At 35.9% G+C, this 21,128-nt stretch carries 20 protein-coding genes; 4 read left to right on the top strand and 16 right to left on the bottom strand.

What is annotated here, in order from left to right; translation table 11 throughout:
• Positions 1 to 4: 4 nt before the first annotated feature.
• From ACXAGJ_RS04750 to ACXAGJ_RS04710, 9 genes are all read right to left on the bottom strand, one after another.
• Positions 5 to 505: a F0F1 ATP synthase subunit B gene (locus ACXAGJ_RS04750; RefSeq protein ID WP_073315971.1), complete on the bottom strand. Its 501-nt coding sequence runs from the start codon at positions 503 to 505 to the stop codon at positions 5 to 7.
• An 86-nt stretch (positions 506 to 591) separates the two neighbouring features.
• Entirely contained in the window at positions 592 to 783 is a 192-nt protein-coding gene (gene atpE, locus ACXAGJ_RS04745) for an ATP synthase F0 subunit C (protein ID WP_027394417.1), read from the bottom strand.
• A gap of 33 nt (positions 784 to 816) precedes the next feature.
• On the bottom strand, positions 817 to 1,884 hold the full coding sequence (gene atpB, locus ACXAGJ_RS04740; RefSeq protein ID WP_474837594.1) for a F0F1 ATP synthase subunit A: 1,068 nt from the start codon (positions 1,882 to 1,884) through the stop codon (positions 817 to 819).
• 122 nt (positions 1,885 to 2,006) lie between these two features.
• Positions 2,007 to 2,384, bottom strand: a complete 378-nt coding sequence (locus ACXAGJ_RS04735; protein ID WP_474837592.1) for a DUF6168 family protein — start codon at positions 2,382 to 2,384, stop codon at positions 2,007 to 2,009.
• A gap of 35 nt (positions 2,385 to 2,419) precedes the next feature.
• Positions 2,420 to 2,665 (bottom strand): AtpZ/AtpI family protein, encoded by a 246-nt coding sequence (locus ACXAGJ_RS04730; protein ID WP_073315973.1) that lies wholly within the window; start codon positions 2,663 to 2,665, stop codon positions 2,420 to 2,422.
• A complete protein-coding gene (locus tag ACXAGJ_RS04725) occupies positions 2,619 to 3,065 on the bottom strand; it encodes a bactofilin family protein (protein ID WP_073315974.1) in 447 nt (148 codons plus the stop codon). The genes ACXAGJ_RS04730 and ACXAGJ_RS04725 overlap by 47 nt, the downstream gene beginning before the upstream one ends.
• 24 nt (positions 3,066 to 3,089) lie before the next feature.
• Complete coding sequence (gene porW / locus ACXAGJ_RS04720; protein ID WP_474837589.1) at positions 3,090 to 5,729, bottom strand: type IX secretion system periplasmic lipoprotein PorW/SprE; 2,640 nt, start codon at positions 5,727 to 5,729, stop codon at positions 3,090 to 3,092.
• A gap of 263 nt (positions 5,730 to 5,992) precedes the next feature.
• Positions 5,993 to 9,235: a TonB-dependent receptor domain-containing protein gene (locus ACXAGJ_RS04715; RefSeq protein ID WP_474837587.1), complete on the bottom strand. Its 3,243-nt coding sequence runs from the start codon at positions 9,233 to 9,235 to the stop codon at positions 5,993 to 5,995.
• An 86-nt stretch (positions 9,236 to 9,321) separates the two neighbouring features.
• Positions 9,322 to 10,488, bottom strand: coding sequence for a FecR family protein (locus ACXAGJ_RS04710; protein ID WP_474837585.1), 1,167 nt, complete (start codon positions 10,486 to 10,488; stop codon positions 9,322 to 9,324).
• 88 nt (positions 10,489 to 10,576) lie between these two features.
• Here ACXAGJ_RS04710 and ACXAGJ_RS04705 point away from each other — a divergent pair, with 88 nt between their 5' ends.
• A complete protein-coding gene (locus ACXAGJ_RS04705) occupies positions 10,577 to 11,131 on the top strand; it encodes an RNA polymerase sigma factor (RefSeq protein WP_474837583.1) in 555 nt (184 codons plus the stop codon).
• Between the two features lie 212 nt (positions 11,132 to 11,343).
• Positions 11,344 to 11,802: a hypothetical protein gene (locus ACXAGJ_RS04700; RefSeq protein WP_474837581.1), complete on the top strand. Its 459-nt coding sequence runs from the start codon at positions 11,344 to 11,346 to the stop codon at positions 11,800 to 11,802.
• A gap of 42 nt (positions 11,803 to 11,844) precedes the next feature.
• Here ACXAGJ_RS04700 and ACXAGJ_RS04695 read toward each other — a convergent pair whose 3' ends face one another.
• A complete protein-coding gene (locus ACXAGJ_RS04695) occupies positions 11,845 to 12,576 on the bottom strand; it encodes an ABC transporter ATP-binding protein (protein ID WP_474837579.1) in 732 nt (243 codons plus the stop codon).
• Positions 12,577 to 12,580: 4 nt separating this feature from the next.
• Positions 12,581 to 14,053, bottom strand: a complete 1,473-nt coding sequence (locus ACXAGJ_RS04690; RefSeq protein WP_474837577.1) for a DUF5687 family protein — start codon at positions 14,051 to 14,053, stop codon at positions 12,581 to 12,583.
• 149 nt (positions 14,054 to 14,202) lie between these two features.
• On the opposite strand from ACXAGJ_RS04690, the gene ACXAGJ_RS04685 reads away from it, so the two are divergent.
• Positions 14,203 to 15,255: a 2Fe-2S iron-sulfur cluster-binding protein gene (locus ACXAGJ_RS04685; protein ID WP_474837575.1), complete on the top strand. Its 1,053-nt coding sequence runs from the start codon at positions 14,203 to 14,205 to the stop codon at positions 15,253 to 15,255.
• A gap of 11 nt (positions 15,256 to 15,266) precedes the next feature.
• Here ACXAGJ_RS04685 and ACXAGJ_RS04680 read toward each other — a convergent pair whose 3' ends face one another.
• From ACXAGJ_RS04680 to ACXAGJ_RS04670, 3 genes are all read right to left on the bottom strand, one after another.
• Complete coding sequence (locus tag ACXAGJ_RS04680; protein WP_474837573.1) at positions 15,267 to 16,328, bottom strand: glycosyltransferase family 9 protein; 1,062 nt, start codon at positions 16,326 to 16,328, stop codon at positions 15,267 to 15,269.
• A complete protein-coding gene (locus ACXAGJ_RS04675) occupies positions 16,315 to 16,923 on the bottom strand; it encodes a DUF4254 domain-containing protein (protein ID WP_474837571.1) in 609 nt (202 codons plus the stop codon). Before ACXAGJ_RS04675 ends, ACXAGJ_RS04680 begins: the two co-directional genes overlap by 14 nt.
• Before the next feature lie 62 nt (positions 16,924 to 16,985).
• Positions 16,986 to 17,906 carry a DUF6427 family protein gene (locus tag ACXAGJ_RS04670; RefSeq protein WP_474837570.1) on the bottom strand — a complete coding sequence of 307 codons (921 nt, stop codon included), beginning with the start codon at positions 17,904 to 17,906 and terminating at the stop codon, positions 16,986 to 16,988.
• 123 nt (positions 17,907 to 18,029) lie between these two features.
• Here ACXAGJ_RS04670 and ACXAGJ_RS04665 point away from each other — a divergent pair, with 123 nt between their 5' ends.
• Complete coding sequence (locus ACXAGJ_RS04665) at positions 18,030 to 18,260, top strand: DUF6341 family protein (RefSeq protein ID WP_473284183.1); 231 nt, start codon at positions 18,030 to 18,032, stop codon at positions 18,258 to 18,260.
• 81 nt (positions 18,261 to 18,341) lie between these two features.
• Here ACXAGJ_RS04665 and purD read toward each other — a convergent pair whose 3' ends face one another.
• A complete protein-coding gene (gene purD, locus ACXAGJ_RS04660) occupies positions 18,342 to 19,613 on the bottom strand; it encodes a phosphoribosylamine--glycine ligase (RefSeq protein WP_474837569.1) in 1,272 nt (423 codons plus the stop codon).
• A gap of 115 nt (positions 19,614 to 19,728) precedes the next feature.
• Entirely contained in the window at positions 19,729 to 21,078 is a 1,350-nt protein-coding gene (locus ACXAGJ_RS04655; protein WP_474837568.1) for an O-antigen ligase family protein, read from the bottom strand.
• Positions 21,079 to 21,128: the final 50 nt, after the last annotated feature.

Genomic DNA, 21,128 nt, shown 5'->3' with positions numbered 1-21,128 from the left:
TTTCTTAGTTTAAAGTAACATCTCCCAACATAGAATCAACTAATTCTAATTGCTTCTTTTTGTCAGATAATTCTTGTCTTACTACTTTTTCTGCAATCTCTACAGAAAGTCCAGCTACTTGATTTTTCAAATCAGCAATTGCTGCTTTCTTTTCACTAGCAATTGTTGCCTGTGCCTGAGCTACAATTTTATCTGCTTCTGCTTGAGCTTCTGCTTTTGCATCAGAGATCATATTTTCTTTAAGCTGCCTAGCTTCTTTCAACATACTATCACGCTCTGCTCTGGCCTCGTTAAGAATACGCTCGTTATCTGCCTGAAGATTTTGCATTTCTTTTCTTGCAGCTTCTGCAGATTCTAAGGCATCTTTGATTCCTTCTTCACGATTGTTAATCGCTTCCATTATTGGTTTCCATGCAAACTTTCTAAGCAATAGCACTAAACCTACAAAAAGTAAAATCTGCCAGAAAAAAAGGCCGAACGAAAAATCATTTATTAACTTCTCCATCAGTAATTATATTATGTTCTTTTATTGTCTAATTTTAAAAATTGTAACAACAGCTGTAACCAACCGTTACAGCTGTTGTTTGTAAATTAAGCTGCGAATAAAGCAGCAAATCCAATACCTTCGATAAGTGCAGCTGCGATAAGCATTGCAGTTTGGATTTTTCCTGAAGCTTCTGGCTGACGAGCAATAGCTTCCATTGCCTGTCCACCGATTCTACCAATACCTAAACCAGCACCGATAACAATCAAACCAGCTCCTACATAATTTAAACCTTCCATAGTAAAGAATTAAAAAAATTAAACAATTATCGTTTAGTGATGTGCCTCCTCATTTGCCATACCGAAGTATAGTGCAGACAACATCGTAAATATATATGCTTGTAATGCTGCTACCAATAATTCTAATATTGATAACGCAAATGCTAAACCAAATGATAATGGACTACCAATCCAACTTTTGAACAAAAACATCATCCCCACAATACTCATTAATACTACGTGACCTGCAGTCATGTTCGCATACAAACGAATCATTAGGGAGAAAGGCTTGATAAATACACCAAGTAATTCAATTGGTGCTAAAACAATTTTCATAAAAGTAGGAACTCCTGGCATCCAGAATATGTGTCCCCAATAATTTTTGTTAGCCGTAAAGTTGGTGATCAAAAACGTAAGCAACGCCAGCCCAAAAGTTACTGCAATATTTCCGGTTACGTTAACACCTAGTGGTGTCATACCTAAAAGATTCAGTATCCAGATAAAGAAAAATATAGTTAACAAAAAGCTCATGTACCTTTTGTATTTCTTTTCACCAATATTAGGAATCGCTATTTCATCTCTAACAAAAATCACTAATGGTTCTAAGAAACGGCCAAGACCTGTTGGAATTCCGTTATTCTTCTTATACGATTTTGCCAATCCTCTAAACATAAAGAACATTAGTAAACTCACAAGAAGCATACTCACTACATTTTTGGTAATCGAAAAGTTTAATGGCTTTGCATTGGTTGCATGGTGATCTTCGTCATAGTTGATCGTACCATCAGCATCCGTTTTATATACTTTTCCGTGATATAACTTGTAGTAGTTACCATCTACTTCGGCAACTGTTTCTCCATGATGAAATTTTGAAGATGAAAACACTTTTAAACCACCATCCCAAAGAATTACTGGAAGTGGAAATCCGTAGTGCTTGTTTGTAGCTTTATCAGAAAACAAGGTAAAATCATGAGAGTCTTGAAGGTGATGATCAATAAACTCTTTTATCTCTGTTTTTAAATCTCCTTTCCCCTCTTTCTCAGTTTCTTTTGCAAATAGATTTGAAGCGGTAAAAACCAGGGTAAAAATCAATAAAATTCTAACTACAGTACGTTTTTGCATTACGCGTAAAATTTCGGTTCCTAAATTTCGGTGCAAATGTACATAAATATGTTAGATTCTTAAACTATTTTGAGCAAATAAGTTTGAGAATATTTTAAGATTTTTAAAGAGCTAATAATCAGCTAATTAAATGATTTCAAAATTCGGGAAACAAAATACACCTCGAGGATGAGGCAAATTACATAAGCTACAAAAAAATCAAGAAAGACATTTTTATCGATATCCATATCGTTTAACTTACTAATCCCAATAAATAATCCTATTTTGACCAAACTACCCCCCATAAAGATAAAACCGATTTGGTCTTTGAATTTATTACTGAACACCAAAATACCTACCACAAACAACAGCGTAAATATTCCATTAAACACATATGAAAAGTTGATGATTTCCAGATTTCGATCTAGAGAAAAAGAGGTGACTATTCCCAAATGAATGAAATAACCTCCTACTACAACCACTAGAAAAATAAATAAGAAACGAAGTAATTCTCGAAGCATTAGTACAATTTAGGAAGGATAACGGATCTGCAGTTTTATTCGTCAGACTTGTTGATTCGATTTAATTGCTTAATCACCAAATATACCGAGGCCGTGACTCCAAAAAGCACAAAGCCCATAGTGAACCACTGCTTTTGAAGTTCATAATGAGCATCAAGCTTTTTTCCGATATATGCACAGATAAATATCGTAGCCCCCATTTGAAAAGCGATTCCGGTGAGGGCCGCATATTTTCTAAGCTGATTTCCCTTGTCCTTGGGTTTGCGGTTGTTTTGAGTCACTGCCAGCAGTTGGTTTGCTTAACGATTTTACACCACCCTTCATAGAACATGAAGCATTAAAGTTTGCACCAGGTTCTACCGCTAACTTACCTACAGATACTTCACCTTCGATATGCGCGGTAGGTTTTAATGATAACGTATTAGAAACCAACAATGTTCCTGAAAACTTACCTTCAAAGTCCGCATCAGAGCACTCTAGTGTACCTTGAATAAAACCAGACTTTCCTACTACAACTTTTCCTGTAGTTTTAAAGGTTCCTTCGATAGTTCCTTCAATTCTAAAACCTCCTTCAGAAACAATATCACCTACGATTTTGGTTCCTTCGGAAATTTTGTTTTGGTTACGTGAGAAATCGGTCATACCGCCCTGATCTCTGCCTTTTTTATTATCTGAAAACATAATTATATAAGGGGAATTAAGTTATTATTCTGTTTCTTCTTCTACAGCATACTCTTGATCATAATCCTGTAGGTTTTTATGAATCTGCATTATTCTATAATTGGCTGATGCAATTGTAAAATAACTATCTTCAATTTTCTTATAATATTTTTTTCTACGATTCCATTTGGTAAGATCTACACCCCTGGTGTCCTCGGTTCTACCGATAGATAACAACTCTGCTAAACCTTCGGCTTCTACTCGATTTCTTCGGGTATGTACTACCACAAACTGTTGATCTTTGGTATACACATCCAAAGACACTTTCATTTTATCGTATTTCAGCTCTTTTAGGATTTGCGCAATAAGTTCTTTTAAAGCTGCTGCCTGATTATCTCCAAATGTTGAGAAAGGATAAATCAATTTGTGATTCTCTTTATCATCTGTTCCAACAGCAAACACATTATTTTCAATCTGTGGTATTGTAACCTGATACATTATCTGAGCTTTCTTCCCTTCAGGACTTTGCGGGTAATTAAGTGCCACAAAATTTAAGGCCAATTTATAAGCTTCAAACCCACGATAACGGCCAATAGCCTGTGCTTTTAACAGCTCAAATTTTGGAAGAAAATCTTCATCGGCTCCAAATTTTGTAATCAGCACATCACTCTCTCGTATCACATCAGCATATCGCTGCTCTTCAAAAATCTTGTACAACTTGTTATACATCGATTCTGGGCTATCCTTATCCTCTAACTCCTGATTTGGATTCTGAAGAATCTTAGCATATCTGGAATCTCCATAATTATTAATAATATCCTGCTTGTAGGCATTAGAATTAGGGATATCTCCTTGAGCCAGGTAAATTTTATACAAATTATACTTTGAAGGAACAATTAAACGCTCTTCGGGATCATTTTGTAACAGGTTTTCAAACTTGTCGATTGACAATTGATATTCCTGAAACTTCTCCTTATAAATTACTCCTAGTTGATAATATGCAAAGTTCCTTTCGGTTTTTAAACTGTCCAAAATCTTAGCGTCAGTAGGAACCTGAGCTATATACGTTAACGGATCAAAAGTGGGATCTGTATCTATAGAATATTCATTTTCTTTTTCTGGAACTTCTGCGGCTACTGCCGAAGGATTAGAAATGCTTGATACTCTCCAATTGTCCTGTAATTCTCTATTTCCAAAGGTGCGTTTAAATGCTGTTTTACCATACGCCACTGTAGTCTGGTTGTAGAAATAAAACTTCCCAGCTTCTCCACCATTGTTGGTTTTTGGACCTATGATACTACTCTGTGGTTGTTGGAATCTACGTTCTGCTGGCAATTGATTTTTATAGTCTTCTAACTCCGCTGCTTCCTGCAATGCAATTGCCTTCGCTTTTAAACTATCGGTATAAGTTTTATAATAAGCCAATCTATCATCATCTGACATTGCAGATACACGTAAAATACTATCATTGGTTTGCGCAATCCCTTCGTACAAAATAACATCATCCAGATTGTCTCTCTTTTTCTTAAGCACACGATATCGCTTAGAATCCACAATCATTCGTTGTAAAGTACTATCGTAATATTTCCCAGAAGCCGCATATCTCTTTCTATCAAAACTTATATCACCTAAGGTATAATAATTCAGAGATTCTAGGTATTTATCTGGTGAGTTGGTTCGCAATGATTTGTTATAATATGCGATCGCCAAATCTATAGAATCCAAGGTCTTGAAATACTCGGCCTTTTGATTATAGATCTTGTCTAAGAAAGGGCGATTTTCACGATTTTCTTCCAGATCCGTAAGCAATTCTAAAAACTCTTCACGGTTTCCTGTTTCGTAGTCAAAGTTTCTTGCTTTTGCCATATAGGCATTAAGCATATATCTGCGTGGTGTTCTTCTGTTCAGATCTATTACCTGATCAAATGCATAGTTGGCACTATCTTTAAAACCTAATTCATTTAATAATTGTCCTTTGATGTAATAATACCTTCCTTTTTCTTCGAACTTTTGGGTGTGAATACTCGCTTTATTGATATATGCCAGTGCCGAGTCTTTTTGTTTTAAATTCACATACGCCTGAGCGATCATTGCAACCGCATCTGCATAGTCCTGTGGCTTCATATACTCTTGCTCAATCATTCGGATCAAATCCTCTATCGCCTTTTCATTATTATCCAGACGTACATTCGTCTTTGCCCTCCATACTTTGGCATGGTTGATCGTATTACTGGTAGGATATTTGTAAAGAATATAATTGAAAGCTTCTAGTGCAGGGATAAACCGTTGCTCAAAATATCTAGCCTTACCTAACAAAAGAAAAGCTTCATCAATCTTTGGATTGCGCTCCTTACCATCGATGAGCATGCTGTGTTTTTGAATGGCTTTTACCGCCTTCTCTTCTGACCGATCAAAATTCTGATTCAACACTTCATTCGGGAGTCGAACATCTTCGCTCACGATCATACGCTCTATTGGCAGTAGTTCCCAAAAATTATCATTGTATGTTTGGATTAATTCTTCCTGGCCCTTATCATAAGCCAATCTACCGTTGTATAAGGTATTGTTCTTTGTAGTAACATCATGCCAAGTTCGGTTTACAAACTTGTCTTTTTTACGAGAACATGCAAACCCAACAATTGCCAAAAGCAATACTAGCCCTATTTGTGAAATTTTTCGTCCCAAACGAGATAATTTATAAGTGTGATAACTAAAAAACTTGCTTTTTAGTGTGTTGTAATATACAAAAATAGTACGCCTGAGGTAAAAATACATTTCTTTCGTTAAAAAACAGGGGGTTAGTACGTTTTTCTGGCTTCTATATCCTATTTATGGTAATTTTCTGATAATTAGGAATGCCTGACACCTCACTTTCAAGATTTTCTCACAAAAAAAGCGAGAAGAAAACTTCTCGCCTTTTAGCAAACAAAAACTGAATTAGTGAAACATTATAGTTTGAAATTTACTCTTGCAAACAGGAATCTACCGGTATACCCAAATTGAGATGTTCTTCTTGAGAATACAAATTGGTCTCCAGCTGTACCTCCTTCTCTATTTTCGTCGGGATAGACATCTAATAAGTTGTTTGCTCCAATGGTGATATTTAAATTGTCCAGAAGTTCTGCCGAGAATGATAGATCGGTCACCACTTTACCTCCGTACACTGCATCATCGCTCACAACAGTACCATCTACTCTAGGGTCTCCATTAAAATCATCTGGATCTGTTACTTCTCCAAAAAACACATTACGTAGTAACACATTATATTTTCCAAAAGACAAAGCGTTACTAAGGCTTATTTTGGTTCTAGGTTGTGCCAGGGTTAAGAAAGCTTCTTCTTGTCCATCAAAAAAGCTACCGCTTTGACCGGCATTCGCGATTCTCTCTGGTACTCGAATTTCTTCGACCTCGGTTTTGGCAAATGTGGCAGAAAGATCATTTTTTAAAGTAGTTTCTTCTCCAAAATTCATTTTATGCGAAACCACGACATCTACTCCTTGCGATTTGGTATCAATGGCATTTACAAAAAATCGTGCACTGGTTGCTCCGGCAGCTTCAAATATCTGAGTTAGTTCAGGATCGCCTCCATTACCAAAACTTCCGCTATATACGATTCGATCATCAATATTGATCAAGTATGCATCTGCCGTAACCGTAAAATTTTGAATTTTGGCAGTAAGCCCTACGCTGTAACTATCCGAAGTTTCTTCTTTTAGTTGGGCAATACCGATCAAATCTGCAGCTCTACTGTTGTTGGTAAATGTTCCTTGTTCAAAAGGCTGATTATCTACAAAAACGGTGCTGGTTCTACTAAAAAACTGTTGATGTAACGAAGGCGCTCTAAATCCTGTACTATTGGCTCCTCTTATCGAGAAGTTTTCGGTGATTTTATATCGGGTAGCTAATTTATAATTAAAGGTATCTCCAAAGTCGGAGAAGTTCTCATACCTACCCGCTAAACTTACTAACCATTGCTCTGTAAAATCGGCTTCCAGATCAATATATCCAGCAATACTATTTCTATATTCGTCAGTTTCGTTATTGGGATCAAAACCTCTAAACACCTGAGATCCGCCACCTAGCACAGCACCAGTAAAATTATTGCGTACCAAATCGGCGTCCGGCGTAGTACCTGTAACCACGTTTCCGTTTACATCATAGCTTACATAAGAAGCTTCTTCGCCAGCAACAATAGCATAGTTTTCTACTTTGTACTCTGCTCCCATTGCCACATTTAATCCACTAAAAATATCCTCGTAGAATCTGCTGATATCCAAGTTAGTGGTATTTTGCATAAAGCTTAATGATCCTGCATCAAAATCTCTGGGTGTAGCTACTCCAAGAGTACCATTACTAGAATTGCTTACTGTAAAATCGAAAGTGTTGGTTCCATAGGTATTAGAAAAGTCGACATTCCAGTTATTTACCACACCTCTGATACCAACCGCTATCGATCTATCTACAATATCGGTACCTATATTAGGTAAGAAACCATTAGGGAAAGCAGGGGTGTTGGCACGTCCATCACCTTGCGCTGGTCTACGATAAAAACCAGATGCTAAACCTTCTCGATAGCTAATTCCTCCAAAACTGTAGAATTCTGCATCTTCGCCCAATGGAATCGCCATATTGGCAAAGAACTTTCCTTCTCTTAATCTTGAAGTACCTACTCTAAATCTAAAATCTGTTCTGGTTAATCCTCTGGCAGCAAGTTCATCTTCGTCTACATCGATATCCAACAATGTTCTAAAGGTTTCTATATCGGCATCATTGGTCACATCCAGTGCAGCAATTTGGTCTCGAGTTGCCTGATCGAGATAGGTAATTCCTTGTGCGGCTGTTTGATAATCTGCTAATGTCATTTCGGCAACATTACCTCCACCTGCTGCAAAAACACGTTCTGCACCATGATATCCTCTAAAAATATCTCCTTGATAATCTCTATTCCTTAATGCAGGAGCTCGGGTTGATAATGACCCGGTAAAATTGATAAATCCACCTTTGTCTCCTATCGGTAATCCATAATTGACATCGACTTTTACCTTTTCTCCATCGCTACCGCCATCAAATTGATTCGAGTTTTTACTAAAATTAGCTCCCGTATTGATCGTAACATCCAATTTGTTGGTTGCTTTCTTCAATACAATATTGATTACCCCAGCAATGGCATCGGATCCGTATTGCGCAGCTGCACCATCTCGTAATACTTCAATTCTTTGGATTGCTGCGGTTGGAATTGCATTCATATCCGTTCCAACACTACCTGCTCCTACCGTTCCGTTTACATTAACCAATGCCGTATTGTGTCGTCTTTTTCCATTAATTAACACCAATACCTGATCAGGACCCAGACCTCTCAAAGATGCCGGATCGATATGGTCAGTACCATCCGAAACCGTTTGTGTCTGCGACGTAAAAGAAGGTGCTACGTAATTAAGTATTTCGTTTACAGTTGTTTGAGGCCCTTGTGTTGCAATTTCAGTAATGTCTATCACATCAATTGGAACGGCCGTTTCAACAGCGGTACGGCTAGGATTTCTAGATCCTACAATCACTACATCATCCAATTGCGCAGATGCATCCTGTAGGGTTACCGAGATGAAGTCTTTTCCTTCGACATTGATTTCTTGGGTTTCAAAACCTAGGTAAGAAATCACCAGTATGTTATTCTCTTCAGGGATATTGATGGTGAAGTTTCCTTCAAAATCAGTTTGTGCCCCTATAGTGGTTCCTTTTACTAAAACATTGGCCCCTGGTAGAGGGCTCCCGTTTGAATCTTTTACATTACCATTGATCTCTCTTTGGATTACTGGTTTTTCTTTAACCAAAGGTGATTTTTTTAAGATCACCTGCTTGCCCATAATGGTATAAGAAATATCGGTTGGATCAAAAAGTAATCCCAATACTCTATCAATGCTTTCTTTATTCACTTTGATAGATGTTTTTTGATCAAGATCAACCTCATCGCTGATGTAAAAGAATTTATACGAAGTTTGATTTTTGATTTCGTCTAATACCTCTACAATAGGAGTTTGTTTAAAATCAAGTTTTATTTTGCCTTGCGAAAAGCCAGAAGTTCCCATTACCTGAAAAATGGAAAAACAGAATAAAACCAGTGTAAGCCTCATTTTTAATACATTCGATTTGTGCGCTAAGTGTGAAAATAGCGTACGATTACCCTTTTTTTTCATAATTTTGAAAAGTTTGGTTAGTACTCAATTAAATAGTAATCAAACCGTAAGGGGAAGTGTGGCAGCACTTCCTTTCTTATTTTTACCTACGGATTGATTGTAATCTTCTTATTTTTTATTTCATATGTAAATGCTATCGTTTCTGAAAATACCTTTAGGATCTGCTCCACATTCTCGATATCAAATTCTCCGGTAAATCGGGTATTATTTAATTTTTGATTGAGACTTATTATTTCTACGTCATACGTTCTTTCGATTCTTTTGTATACCTCGGCAAAAGACTCATTTTGTAATATAATTTTCTTATGCATCCAGGAAGTAAATAATGCGGGATCTACCTTTTTACGTTCTAAAGCCTTGTTGTTTTTACTGAAAATAGCCTGGTAATTTGGAGTAAGCTTCAGTCTTACATCTTGCTGCTCTGGATCACTAATAGCGACGGATCCTTCTACAAGGGTTGTTTTGATTGTAGCATCGTCATCATAAGATGACACATTAAACTGGGTTCCCAATACTTCAACATCTACTTCTCCGGTTCTTACTATAAAAGGTTGTTTGGTATTAGTAACCACGTCAAAAAATCCTTCTCCTTCTAGATATACCAATCTATTTTTATCCTCTGGGTTGAAATGTCTGGGAAATTTAAGTGCACTAGCCGCATTTAACCATACTTTGGTTCCATCGGATAAAGCCAATTGAAACAACTTTCCTTTTGGGATTGAGATTTGAAGATACTCTGTTTTGGTGCTATGGTTTTCGCCTTGAATGACTAATTGATCTTCGTTTTTTTTGACCACAAGATTACCCTCAGCATCTTTAATACTTGCCGTATCATCCAATCCTAAATAACTAATGGTACCATCGGCCTGTACAATCTTGATTTTGTCTGAAGAAGTATCTGCCGCTTGTACCTCTTCTGGTGTAGTGATCTCAAAAGATGAATTACCACTCTTATACGTATATATCCCAAAAATGATCGCTGCGACCGCTGCAGCATATCCAATAACTCTTACAACAGGCTTCAAGGAAATTACTTTGGTTTCTTTTTGCTGTATTCCTTTTACAAAACGCTCAAAAGCACCCTCTACATCTACTTCCAAATGCTCTTTTGCAGCATACGACTCTTTTATTTCCTTCTTAAAAAGCGCTTTGTTTTCCTCATTGGCATTTACCCACCGTTTAAGCCATTCTTTTTCTTCTGAAGAACAATCGCCTTTAAGATATTTTCTAATTATTGTTAAATAATTATCCATTTTATTCCTTTTCTACCTATATGATGCAGAAATCAAAAGAATCCCCTACTTTATTTTAATTTTTTTTAATTTAGTTGACGTTTTAGTCATGAAAAACAGTTCTGCCGACATAGAAAAAGTACTTATTACGGGATTAACCCAGGGGGACGAAAAGAGTTACAGACTTCTTTTTGATCTGTACTACGAGTGGTTATGCAACTACGTTTATAAACTTTCTCATGATAGTATCTTGTCTGAAGATTTAGTTCAAAATGTAATGCTGCGTCTTTGGGAAAAGAGATCTTCTTTAAAAATCTCATCTTCTCTGAAGAATTATCTTTTTCGATCCTGTCATAACGAATTTTTAATGCACCTACGAGCTCAGAAAAAAGAACATGATATTCTGGATGAAATCAAGTGGCAAACGCTGTTTGACATGTATGATGAAAAAGAAGATCAACGAGAAGCCGATTGGAACAAGCTCGAAAAAATGCTGGATCAGCTTCCTCAAAAATGTAAAGAAGTCTTCAAATTAAGTCGATTAGAGCAGAAAAAGCATAAAGAGATTGCTGAGATATTGGGAATATCTACCAAAACCGTAGAATCCCATATTAGCAAAGCCCTTCGGTTTTTAAAAACCAATGTTTCCAGTATCTTCTTCTAGGAAGATGAGTTACTCCAAACATTATTTAACTTCAATTTATGATCCCTGGCAAAAACAACTTCAAGTAGTTTGTTTTCAAATATTTATAATGATTTCAACAAAGAAAAATACTGTTATTTTCATTAGTTGTTCGGCCTTAAAACACTAATGCTTTAGTTTTAATCATTTATCTATTTAAATTCGTAATTGTTCAATCAACAAATTCGTCAGTTATGAAAAAAAGTATTACACTCTTGCTTGTTTTATTTTCTTGTACATTTCTCTATTCTCAAGAAAATGATCGTTGGAAACTTACCTACGCCAACAACGATAAAGGAGAATCTAAAGGAGATATTCAAAACTTAATCGACGCCGTACGAAAAGGAAATAGAATTAGGATCTATTGGTATGGTGCAAGAAAAAATGACAAGACCAAAAAAGTAGAACATTTTGCTGAAGCCAAATTCCTGACCATCATGAGTGACACTTTAGTGTTTGCACAAATCGATCCTATAATCGGGCAAACTCCAAAATACGATGAACAAACCATATCTCTGAAAGAAAATATCGAGTGGACATTGATTGCCGCCAGCAATGGCAAATCCGAATCTATGACCAGAAATGTAGCTACTGGAGAAATACTTGGTCACGATCCCTTCCCATTATCCATTCGTTGGTATGTAGAACAGTAATATTATCCCTAAAGAAAAGAAATGAGGTAGCGAAAAACATAATTATTGATTCGCTTCCTCTACTGTATTTGGAACGGCATTTTTTCCAAAATGCTCTTCTAGCTCTTTTAATGTTTCTGCAGAGGTAACGATATCTTTAACCACGATACCTTTGTCCAACACAACAATGCGTTCGCATACCTCGGTGACATGCATCAAATCATGACTAGAAACTAATACCGTAACATTTGGATCTGCAGATAGCTCTTTAATAATCTGCTTTAAACGTATCTGTGTAGTAGGATCAAGATTAGCAAAAGGTTCATCTAGAATAACTACTTCGGGATTACCGATTAGGGTAGCTACAATCCCTACCTTTTTCTGATTTCCCTTAGAAAGATCTCTTAAGTATTTCTTCTTTCCTAGAATTTCTCCGTGAAAAAAGTCCTCAAATTTTGAAAGTAAGGCATCCACATCTGCTTTGTTCTGGCCACGCAACTCTCCGATAAAATAGAAATACTCCTCGGCGGTCAAGTACCCAATCAAAAAGCTTTCGTCGATAAATGCAGCAGTAATTGATTTCCAATCCTCGCTACTATTGACCTTGATTCCATTGTTTTCGATATATCCAGTTGTGGGTTGTATCAAATCCAACAAAGCACTGAATAAAGTGGTTTTACCCGCTCCATTATTCCCTACCAGCCCGAAGCTTTTTCCTTTTTCAATTTCAAGGTGTTCTATATTTAAAACGGTGTTCCCTGTATAAGTTTTACTAAGGTTATGTACTGCAATCATGTTCTTAATTTTTTTGTTTGTATGCCGATAAGGTTTTATACTTCTCTGTTTTGTAGATTTTTTCGATTTTGCTAAAAACGGCATCTTTAAACGCAAAACCTGCTATCCCTGCTATAGTAACCAATGCATACCCCGCATTTGGACTGTAGGCATAGTGTCCAATGGCGTATAACACCATTGGTAATGCCATTTTGGGTAAGGACAACAATAGCGTTTTGGTATTGAAGGCCTGTTTATCACCAAAAGCTTTTTTGTTACTAGTCAAATCAATAGGGGTTTTTACATAGGCTCCTGCCCATAGCACCACATGAGAATTTACTCCGATATTATAAATTGATGCGACTATAATTGCCAGGTAGACATCCCATCCAAAATATAAATATCCTGAAGCCAAAACGGTAGAAATCAAGGTGGCAATTACCATCAACCACCACTTTGATGACAGGTATTCTTTGTACTTAATATTTTGACTCATCATTAAGGGATAATATGCACTATCCCAACTAGGAACAAACTGCCCAAAACTCAATAAAAATCCTCCGGTAACAAATATGGCTGCAAAGATCTTCCATACTGGTCCATCGTAGGCTTCTACAGCACCTGTAAAGAACAATAATCCATAGAACAAGAATAACACACTTACTAGTACTGTTGATTTTGCACGTTTATTTCTCTTAATCAGTTTGATATCGTTTTTAAGGAAAGTAGCTGTCCTACCAAATCTATTTAACCAATCCAGATTCTCTGTTTTTATATCTTTTGATTTGGTAGCCAAACCTGCATCCAGATATAAGTCTGAAGTAAAGGATCTGAACGATAGGGCAATCAAAACTATTAATGTCGCTACAGGAATCACAACCATCCATCCCAGATCATATAGTCCCTGAAAAAACGGAGCTGTGTATACCGTAACATCAAAATATCCAAAATAATGAAGTCCTCCGAAAATTGCCAAGACTCCACCAATAATAAAAATCAAGTTATCTTTTTTATTCAAAAGGATGTTTAGAAAGTTATTGGCATATACCAAGGCGATTAATCCCAAATGCCATAACAATACATTGGTTACTGGGTGTCCGTTTTTGATCAAAACCAGTGAAAATGGAATAAAAAAGAATGCATGAATCACATTGAAAAATGAGAATACCGTTTTCCCAAAGGCAAAAGAAACTATTTTGTTTTTGTTAAACGGGAGTAATAGCAACGGCTTGATATTAATCACCGGCATTTTTTGCAAAGCGTAACGAAATAGCAAGTCTCCAACCCACCAATAAATCAAAAACCGATTTAAAGTTTCTAAGGGATCGAGCTCCAATTTTTCTTTTACTAATTTGTAGAATGCGATGCCACCAAGGGCAGACATAAGGGCTAACCAACACGCCCAAAATGCCATAAAAATTTTCATGAATAATCCAGAAGACATGGATGCAGATCTCCAAAAGGATTTCCATTGTAAAGAGACAAAATGTTTAACCATTGTTGAAAGGGTTTTTGGAAAGAAGGATATACTTCTTTAATTATTTAGTAACCGCAACTTGAATTTTGTTACAAAATCCATTTAGATAAATTTATCTTAAAAGCCATCTCCTCTTAAACCATTTGTTATTTTTGCGGAAAATTATTGTAATGTCAGATTTTCATCAACTCACTATAAAACAAGTCATCAAAGAGACTCCAAATGCGGTTTCTATTGCTTTTGAAGTGCCTTCTCATCTCGAAGACACCTACTCTTTTGTGCCAGGACAATATCTTACACTCAAAAAAGAGATTGAGGGTAAAGAAGTACGAAGAGCCTATTCTATCTGTAGTTCCTCAAAAAGTAAAGAGCTTAAAGTTGCTATAAAAGCGATAGAAGGTGGTACTTTTTCGGTATTGGCCAATGCCGAACTATCTAAAGATGATGTTTTGGAAGTTCATCCTCCAGAAGGAAATTTTGTGCTGAAAACGAATCCTGCATCAAATAATACTTATGCGGCTTTTGCAGCAGGTAGTGGAATTACTCCTGTGATGAGTATGATCAAATCGGTATTAGAAGAGGAGCCAAATAGTCAATTTGTTTTGGTTTATGGAAATAAAAGCCCTGAGGAAACCATATTTTATAATGAACTATTAGCGCTTCGAGATGCTCATTCTGGTCGTTTCTTTATAGAATTTGTTTTTAGCCAAACCAGAGAAGATAACGCTCATTTTGGAAGAATCGAGAAACCTACAGTTAACTACGTACTTAAGAATAAGTTTAAGGAAACTACCTTCGAAAGTTTTTACCTGTGTGGACCCGAGGAAATGATCAATACCGTAACCAATGTTTTGGAAGAAAACGGAATTGACAAAAATCAAATTCATTTTGAACTTTTTACCAGCAGTTCTGAAACAACTGAAATCGACGCGGATCTAGATGGTAAAACTTCGATCACTGTGATTGTGGACGATGAGGAGTTTACTTTTGTAATGGATCAAAAAAAGACCTTATTAGATGCTGCTCTGGATGAAGATATAGATGCTCCCTACTCTTGCCAGGGAGGAGTTTGTAGTTCATGTGTTTGTAAAATAACTGAAGGTAAAGCTGTGATGGAAAAAAATAGTATCCTTACCGATGGTGAAATTGAAGAAGGATTGGTTTTGGCCTGCCAGGCTCATCCTACTACAGCCTCGATCAAAGTTGACTTTGATGACGTCTAATTAATTTCTATTTATACAAACGAATTCAGTTTTTTTATCACTGTTTTTGGAGGAATAGAATACATCACTTTTTCGTAACCCTCGGGTACTTTATTGCCGTAAATAGAGGTAGGTATCTGGTCATACTTTGCTAAATTGGGTAATATGGCATTTTCTGCTGGTTGTCCAAATGGCATAAAACCAGCAAAAGGATGCGTAACACCCCAAAGGGTAATCGTAGGCACATTATACATAGCCGCTATGTGTGCATTACCGCTATCCATAGACAACATTACATCCAGATTACCAATAAGCTTTAGTTCATCCTCAAATGGTAATTTACCTACTACATTAATCACATTGTTGTATTTGGAAGCAATATTGTTTAATATGTCCTTCTCGCGTTTTCCTCCTCCAAATAAGAAAATCTCGAATTGGTTTTCTCGATCCAAAGTTTCGATAACCTCAACCATTAGCTCCAAAGGGTATGTCTTACTCTCATATTGAGCAAAGGGAGCAATGCCTAGCCATTTTTTAGAAGAATTTAAACTTAGCGCTACGATATTGGGTGACAGCGATATTTTTTGAGGAAAACTATGATCATCAAGATTTATAGGGAAACCTAACTTTCCAAAAACCTCTGCATAACGTTGATGGGTTGTTTTTAAGGGTTTAAACACTTTGTTTTTGGCCCTGGTTAAAGCTTTTTTATCAGCCCTTCCCTTGTCTATTTGTACTACTGGTATCCCACTAAAAGAAAATAGTGTTTTCAATACATTAGAACGAAGAACATTGTGTAAATCGGCAACTGCAGTAATGCCTAATCTACGTAACTCTTTATGCAATCGGGTTAATCCCAAAATCCCCTTATGTTTTCGATCCACTTCTGCGGGATAGACCTCGAGATTGTCAATATCACTAAAAAGAGGTTCGAAGAACTTACGGGTAAGTACAGTAAGCTTAACGTTGGGATATGTAGCTCTAAAGGTTCGTAATACGGGTATAGTCATAGCTATATCTCCCATAGCAGACAACCGTATTACCAAGATGTTTGTTTCAGGAGTATTACGTATGTCTACCTTATTTTTCGCCACGTAATACAGGATTTAGCTCATCGTCATTGTACATTTTCATCTGTTTGTAGACTTTCATGTACTTATCTCCTTGCTCAATATCCTTCAGTAATGTATCTATCGCTGTAGATAAATCTACTTGTTGCTCTAATAAGACGTCTAATTTTTTTCGACAAGCAGCTTTGTGTGCATCAGAGGCATCAGTCCTTACCGTTTCCTCATGCATATGGTATACCTTCAATGCCAATATCGATAAACGATCCACACCCCATGCTGGACTTTCGGTATTGATAGTAGCATCCTCTTTTGGAGTCACCTCATTGTACTTTTCCAAAAAATAACTGTCGATATATTCTACCATATCTGTTCTGTCCTGATTTGAAGCATCGATTTGTCGCTTTAGCTTCAAAGCTGCAACCGGTTCAATTTCAGGATCACGGATGATATCCTCATAATGCCATTGTACAGTATCAATCCAACATTTACGATATAGCAGATGCTCTATAACTTGTGATTTGCCATCATAAGGGTTGCTGAATTCTTGATCTACGCTATCGATAATGTGATATTGATCGATAACTTCCTTAAAAATTTTATTTGCCTTGTCCGTAAACATTGAATCTTTGTATTTCTGAAAATGTGTACAAAGGTATTATAATTTATATTAGAATTATCATCTTAGAACAATAACATCGTAAAAGGAATAAGTAAAAACACCCAAATATTAATTTCTTTGGCTAGCATATTGTAATTCATCTCAAGATACGTAGTCCCCATTATGGCTAAAGGAATACATAAGAAAAACAATTCGGACGTATTTTTGGCAGGAGCAACTGCAGCGATTCCTACAGCTATAACAAGGTATGCAATGATCAATCTGAGTACTGGTTTAATATTCGCTGCTTTTCTACTGAATTTAATAAGATAAAGCGCCAAAAAGAAAAGAATACATATGGATAGCGTGCCTAATGAAAATAACTGATCCTTGACCAAATAATTTTGAAAAGACAAGGAAGCTACATCTAAGTACTCCGAATAGCTATAAAAAGAATCATAAAACAATAGGGTAAAACAATTTGCGAACAAATAAATGGTAAGAATCCCAATTATCGGGATAATCCAATTTCTATAGTTTTTTGAATCAAAATACAGAACACCAACATAGACCAAAACAATAAATGCAATACTCCAAAAATAAGCAAGCGATGCCAGACCGATGCAAAGAGAAGCATTTAAAATCTTGGCTTTAATCTCCTTTTCATTTCGCAACCGAATCACATTTCTAAACCCTACCAAAATAAAACCACTTGCCAACAACAATTTGATATCTGTAAGCGCATGAGGCAATACTCCCGTAAGGAAACCATAAATTAAAATGGTGTATGATCCTTTTTCGGTAATATCGTTTCTTTGAAGAATAAAATTTAGCAACAACATAGGCAAAATATAGAAGGCCAGGCCTATGATCAACAGGAATATCTCTTTGGATTCTAGTACTATTCCCTTTTTGTAATGTGCAATTCCATACAAAAGAAACATGTACAATGCCACTACAACATAATTAATGGGTTTTGATTTGCTAAAAAAACTTGATAACACTACTATTTTTTATATTTTTGCCAGGAATAAGAAACTAATTATTTTTAATAAAGTTGAACGAATTTATAAAAAGTTTTCAGTTCGTTACTGTTTACTTTTTATAAAGCCTATATAAAACACGTTATGAAAGAATTTTTTGAAGCTATTGAATCTCTTTTTGTCAATGTATTGTTTGCACCACTTGATGCTTTAAGAGCCCTTGAATTAGAAAGTTGGACTGCTGCTAATATTATAAACTGGTTGTTCATGCTAATTGGATTTGTCGCTTTTTTCTATTGGATGAAAGAGTTGAAAAAATTTAATGACAACAATGAAGAAAACAGAGACCCTACGGCTCACTCTTTCTTGAATTAAAGATATTATTGTACTTGATATACATAAGAAAAGCGCTTGTAGTTACAAGCGCTTTTCTTATTCAGTACTATTAAGGATTCTTTATAGATCGAACCCAAGATCTTTTCTATAATACATTTTATCAAAGTGTAATTTCTCTATACTTGAGTAAGATTTCTTTAAGGCTTGTTTGAAATCATTATCAAAAGAGGTAATAGCAATTACTCTACCTCCATTGGTTACTACTTTACCATTTTCAATTTTGGTTCCAGCATGAAAAACGATTGAATCATCTATATTTTCTATTCCTGTAATCTCTTTTCCTTTTTCATAAGCCTCTGGATATCCTCCAGAAACTGTCATTACCGTGGTTGCACTTCTATCGTCAATTTGCAGATCAATCTGATCTAAAGATCCTGCTCCTACATGAGAGAGCAATTCTACCAAATCAGTTTGTAATCTTGGAAGGACCACTTCTGTCTCTGGGTCTCCCATTCGCACATTATATTCTATTACCTTTGGATCATCTCCTACTTTAATCAGGCCAATAAAAATAAACCCTTTGTAATCGATGTTTTCTTTAGAAAGTCCCTGAACTGTAGGCTTGATGATTTGTTCTTCTATTTTGCCCATAAACACATCATCCGCAAAAGGTACTGGAGAGATCGCTCCCATTCCTCCGGTATTTAATCCTGTATCTCCTTCACCAATACGTTTGTAATCTTTGGCTGTAGGCAGTGTAACATAGTTCTTCCCATCGGTAAGTACAAAAACACTAAGTTCTATCCCATCCAAGAACTCTTCGATCACAACCGTCTGACTGGCTGCGCCAAATTTTTGATTGGTTAACATATTATCGAGTTCGGATTTGGCTTCTTCCAGATCTTTAAGAATCAAAACTCCTTTTCCTGCTGCCAAACCATCTGCTTTTAATACATATGGAGGAGTTAGGGTTTCCAGAAACTTTTTCCCTTCGTCTACGGTAGCGGCAGTAAAACTCTGATATGCTGCTGTTGGAATATTGTGTCTAAATAAAAACTCTTTGGCGTACTCTTTACTTCCTTCTAATCTAGCGCCTTCTTTTGAAGGTCCAATAACTACAACATTGGCCAATTCAGAATCTTGGGCAAAAAAATCACTTATACCGCGAACCAAAGGGTCTTCTGGACCTACCACAACCATTGTAATTTCCTCTTTGAGCACTAACTCCTTTATGCTTTCGAAATCGGTTACAGCAATAGGAACATTAGTTGCAATTGAATCGGTACCGGCATTTCCGGGAGCAACAAAAAGACGGCTACATCTTTCACTCTTTGCAATTTTATAGGCAAAGGTATGTTCTCTCCCTCCGGATCCAAGTATTAAGATATTCATGATTAGGTAGCTTAAATTTAAAGCTTCAAAAATAGCGTATTACTGCTTTTCGAACTAATTATTTACCATCATTTTTATGATTTAATGGAGATCTTTGGGGTTCACAGAAAAACGGTTAGTTTCGAATAATTCTACTACTTAAAATACTTCTCTTTTTGAGTAATAAGGGAATAATGATTGAGAAGAATACGATTCCGTTAAATCGAACTAGCATCGATTCAAAAAACAACGAAATGAAAAGGATTAAAAAAACAGAAAATTCATTTTTACTACCCCACATTCTAATGGCTAGTAGTACAAAAATGGTAATCAACACACCAAAACCTAATATCCCTGTCTGTAAAAAAGTTTGTAGAAACTGATTGTGCGCATTGTACTTATTTTCATAATTATGAAAATAGTTAAGTTCTTTATATTTCCGCGTCAATACATCGTTGGTATCTCCAATTCCATATCCAAAAATTGGAGCTTCCTTTATCAAATCTAAACTCGCATTCCAGGTTAACAATCTCGACTTTTCAACGGTGGTAGTGGTAATTCCAAAATCATCCGAAATGCCCGTAACATTTTTATAGAAATTGAACACCCTTGGATTATTCAGAAACACAATAACGCCTAAAAAAAACAATAGTGACATCGTATATTTTTTACTCTTATCAGATATATTAAATATCAATAAAAGGCACATGATCAATAGGATAAGATATGCTGCGATAGAAGCTAGCAGAAATAAGTAAAAAAACAATACGAAAACAATAATCACTTGAACTCTAGATTGTAATTTGTTTTTCAAATAATAGCTAAGTACCAATAAAATGTATAAGGAAACATAGCTAGAATTAATTAACTTGGAGAAATCAGTTCTGATAAAGTAACTCCATCCTTTTATAGTCGCATCAAAGAGACTGGAAACCCCTTCAATTGATGCTTCGAAGAAAAATCCACTTCGTTTAATGTATCCTAAAGTTTCATAAATTCCTATGGCAAAATTGATAAAAAAAGAAACCAGAATACCCAGAAGTAAAAAATCGAATAACTTTCTTACCGAAGAAGCATCTTCTTTTACAAAGAGAAAAATTATAGGAAAAAACAACAATGACAGTGACCTTTGCAACAAATTCATTCCATCTTGAATGTTTTCTGTATAGATCATACTAATCGAAATGATAATAAAATAAATAGGAAAGAGCCATAATACCTTACTATCGGAAAAGAAATTTCTATTCGTTCTAAAAATATTGATTAAGCCCAGCAAAATGGATATTACAAAAAAGGGAGTAGGTAAATTGATCCCCAAAGGCAATAGAAAAAATGAGATATATAAACTGTTCCAGAAGATGGTTACGATTAGATCTTCTTCATCTCTGTAAAACATTCTGTTTAATCCATATATGATCTCTTTAAATATCATTTTTACACAACGATCATCGTTAACCTCTACTCGTTTCCTCGATAAGGTACGCAAAGTCTACGATCTTTTAAGTTTTAGGATGTTTATCTTATGCGGAAATGCTA

Source organism: Aquimarina sp. AWH4_224 (assembly GCF_056160245.1).
This window is presented reverse-complemented; position numbering and strand designations above follow the sequence as displayed.

Coding starts and splice junctions, on each gene's coding strand:
- ACXAGJ_RS04750 (WP_073315971.1), bottom strand. CDS start 505: ATGGAGAAGTTAATAAATGATTTTTCGTTCGGCCTTTTTTTCTGGCAG.
- atpE (WP_027394417.1), bottom strand. CDS start 783: ATGGAAGGTTTAAATTATGTAGGAGCTGGTTTGATTGTTATCGGTGCT.
- atpB (WP_474837594.1), bottom strand. CDS start 1,884: ATGCAAAAACGTACTGTAGTTAGAATTTTATTGATTTTTACCCTGGTT.
- ACXAGJ_RS04735 (WP_474837592.1), bottom strand. CDS start 2,384: ATGCTTCGAGAATTACTTCGTTTCTTATTTATTTTTCTAGTGGTTGTA.
- ACXAGJ_RS04725 (WP_073315974.1), bottom strand. CDS start 3,065: ATGTTTTCAGATAATAAAAAAGGCAGAGATCAGGGCGGTATGACCGAT.
- ACXAGJ_RS04715 (WP_474837587.1), bottom strand. CDS start 9,235: ATGAAAAAAAAGGGTAATCGTACGCTATTTTCACACTTAGCGCACAAA.
- ACXAGJ_RS04710 (WP_474837585.1), bottom strand. CDS start 10,488: ATGGATAATTATTTAACAATAATTAGAAAATATCTTAAAGGCGATTGT.
- ACXAGJ_RS04705 (WP_474837583.1), top strand. CDS start 10,577: ATGAAAAACAGTTCTGCCGACATAGAAAAAGTACTTATTACGGGATTA.
- ACXAGJ_RS04700 (WP_474837581.1), top strand. CDS start 11,344: ATGAAAAAAAGTATTACACTCTTGCTTGTTTTATTTTCTTGTACATTT.
- ACXAGJ_RS04695 (WP_474837579.1), bottom strand. CDS start 12,576: ATGATTGCAGTACATAACCTTAGTAAAACTTATACAGGGAACACCGTT.
- ACXAGJ_RS04690 (WP_474837577.1), bottom strand. CDS start 14,053: ATGGTTAAACATTTTGTCTCTTTACAATGGAAATCCTTTTGGAGATCT.
- ACXAGJ_RS04685 (WP_474837575.1), top strand. CDS start 14,203: ATGTCAGATTTTCATCAACTCACTATAAAACAAGTCATCAAAGAGACT.
- ACXAGJ_RS04675 (WP_474837571.1), bottom strand. CDS start 16,923: ATGTTTACGGACAAGGCAAATAAAATTTTTAAGGAAGTTATCGATCAA.
- ACXAGJ_RS04665 (WP_473284183.1), top strand. CDS start 18,030: ATGAAAGAATTTTTTGAAGCTATTGAATCTCTTTTTGTCAATGTATTG.
- purD (WP_474837569.1), bottom strand. CDS start 19,613: ATGAATATCTTAATACTTGGATCCGGAGGGAGAGAACATACCTTTGCC.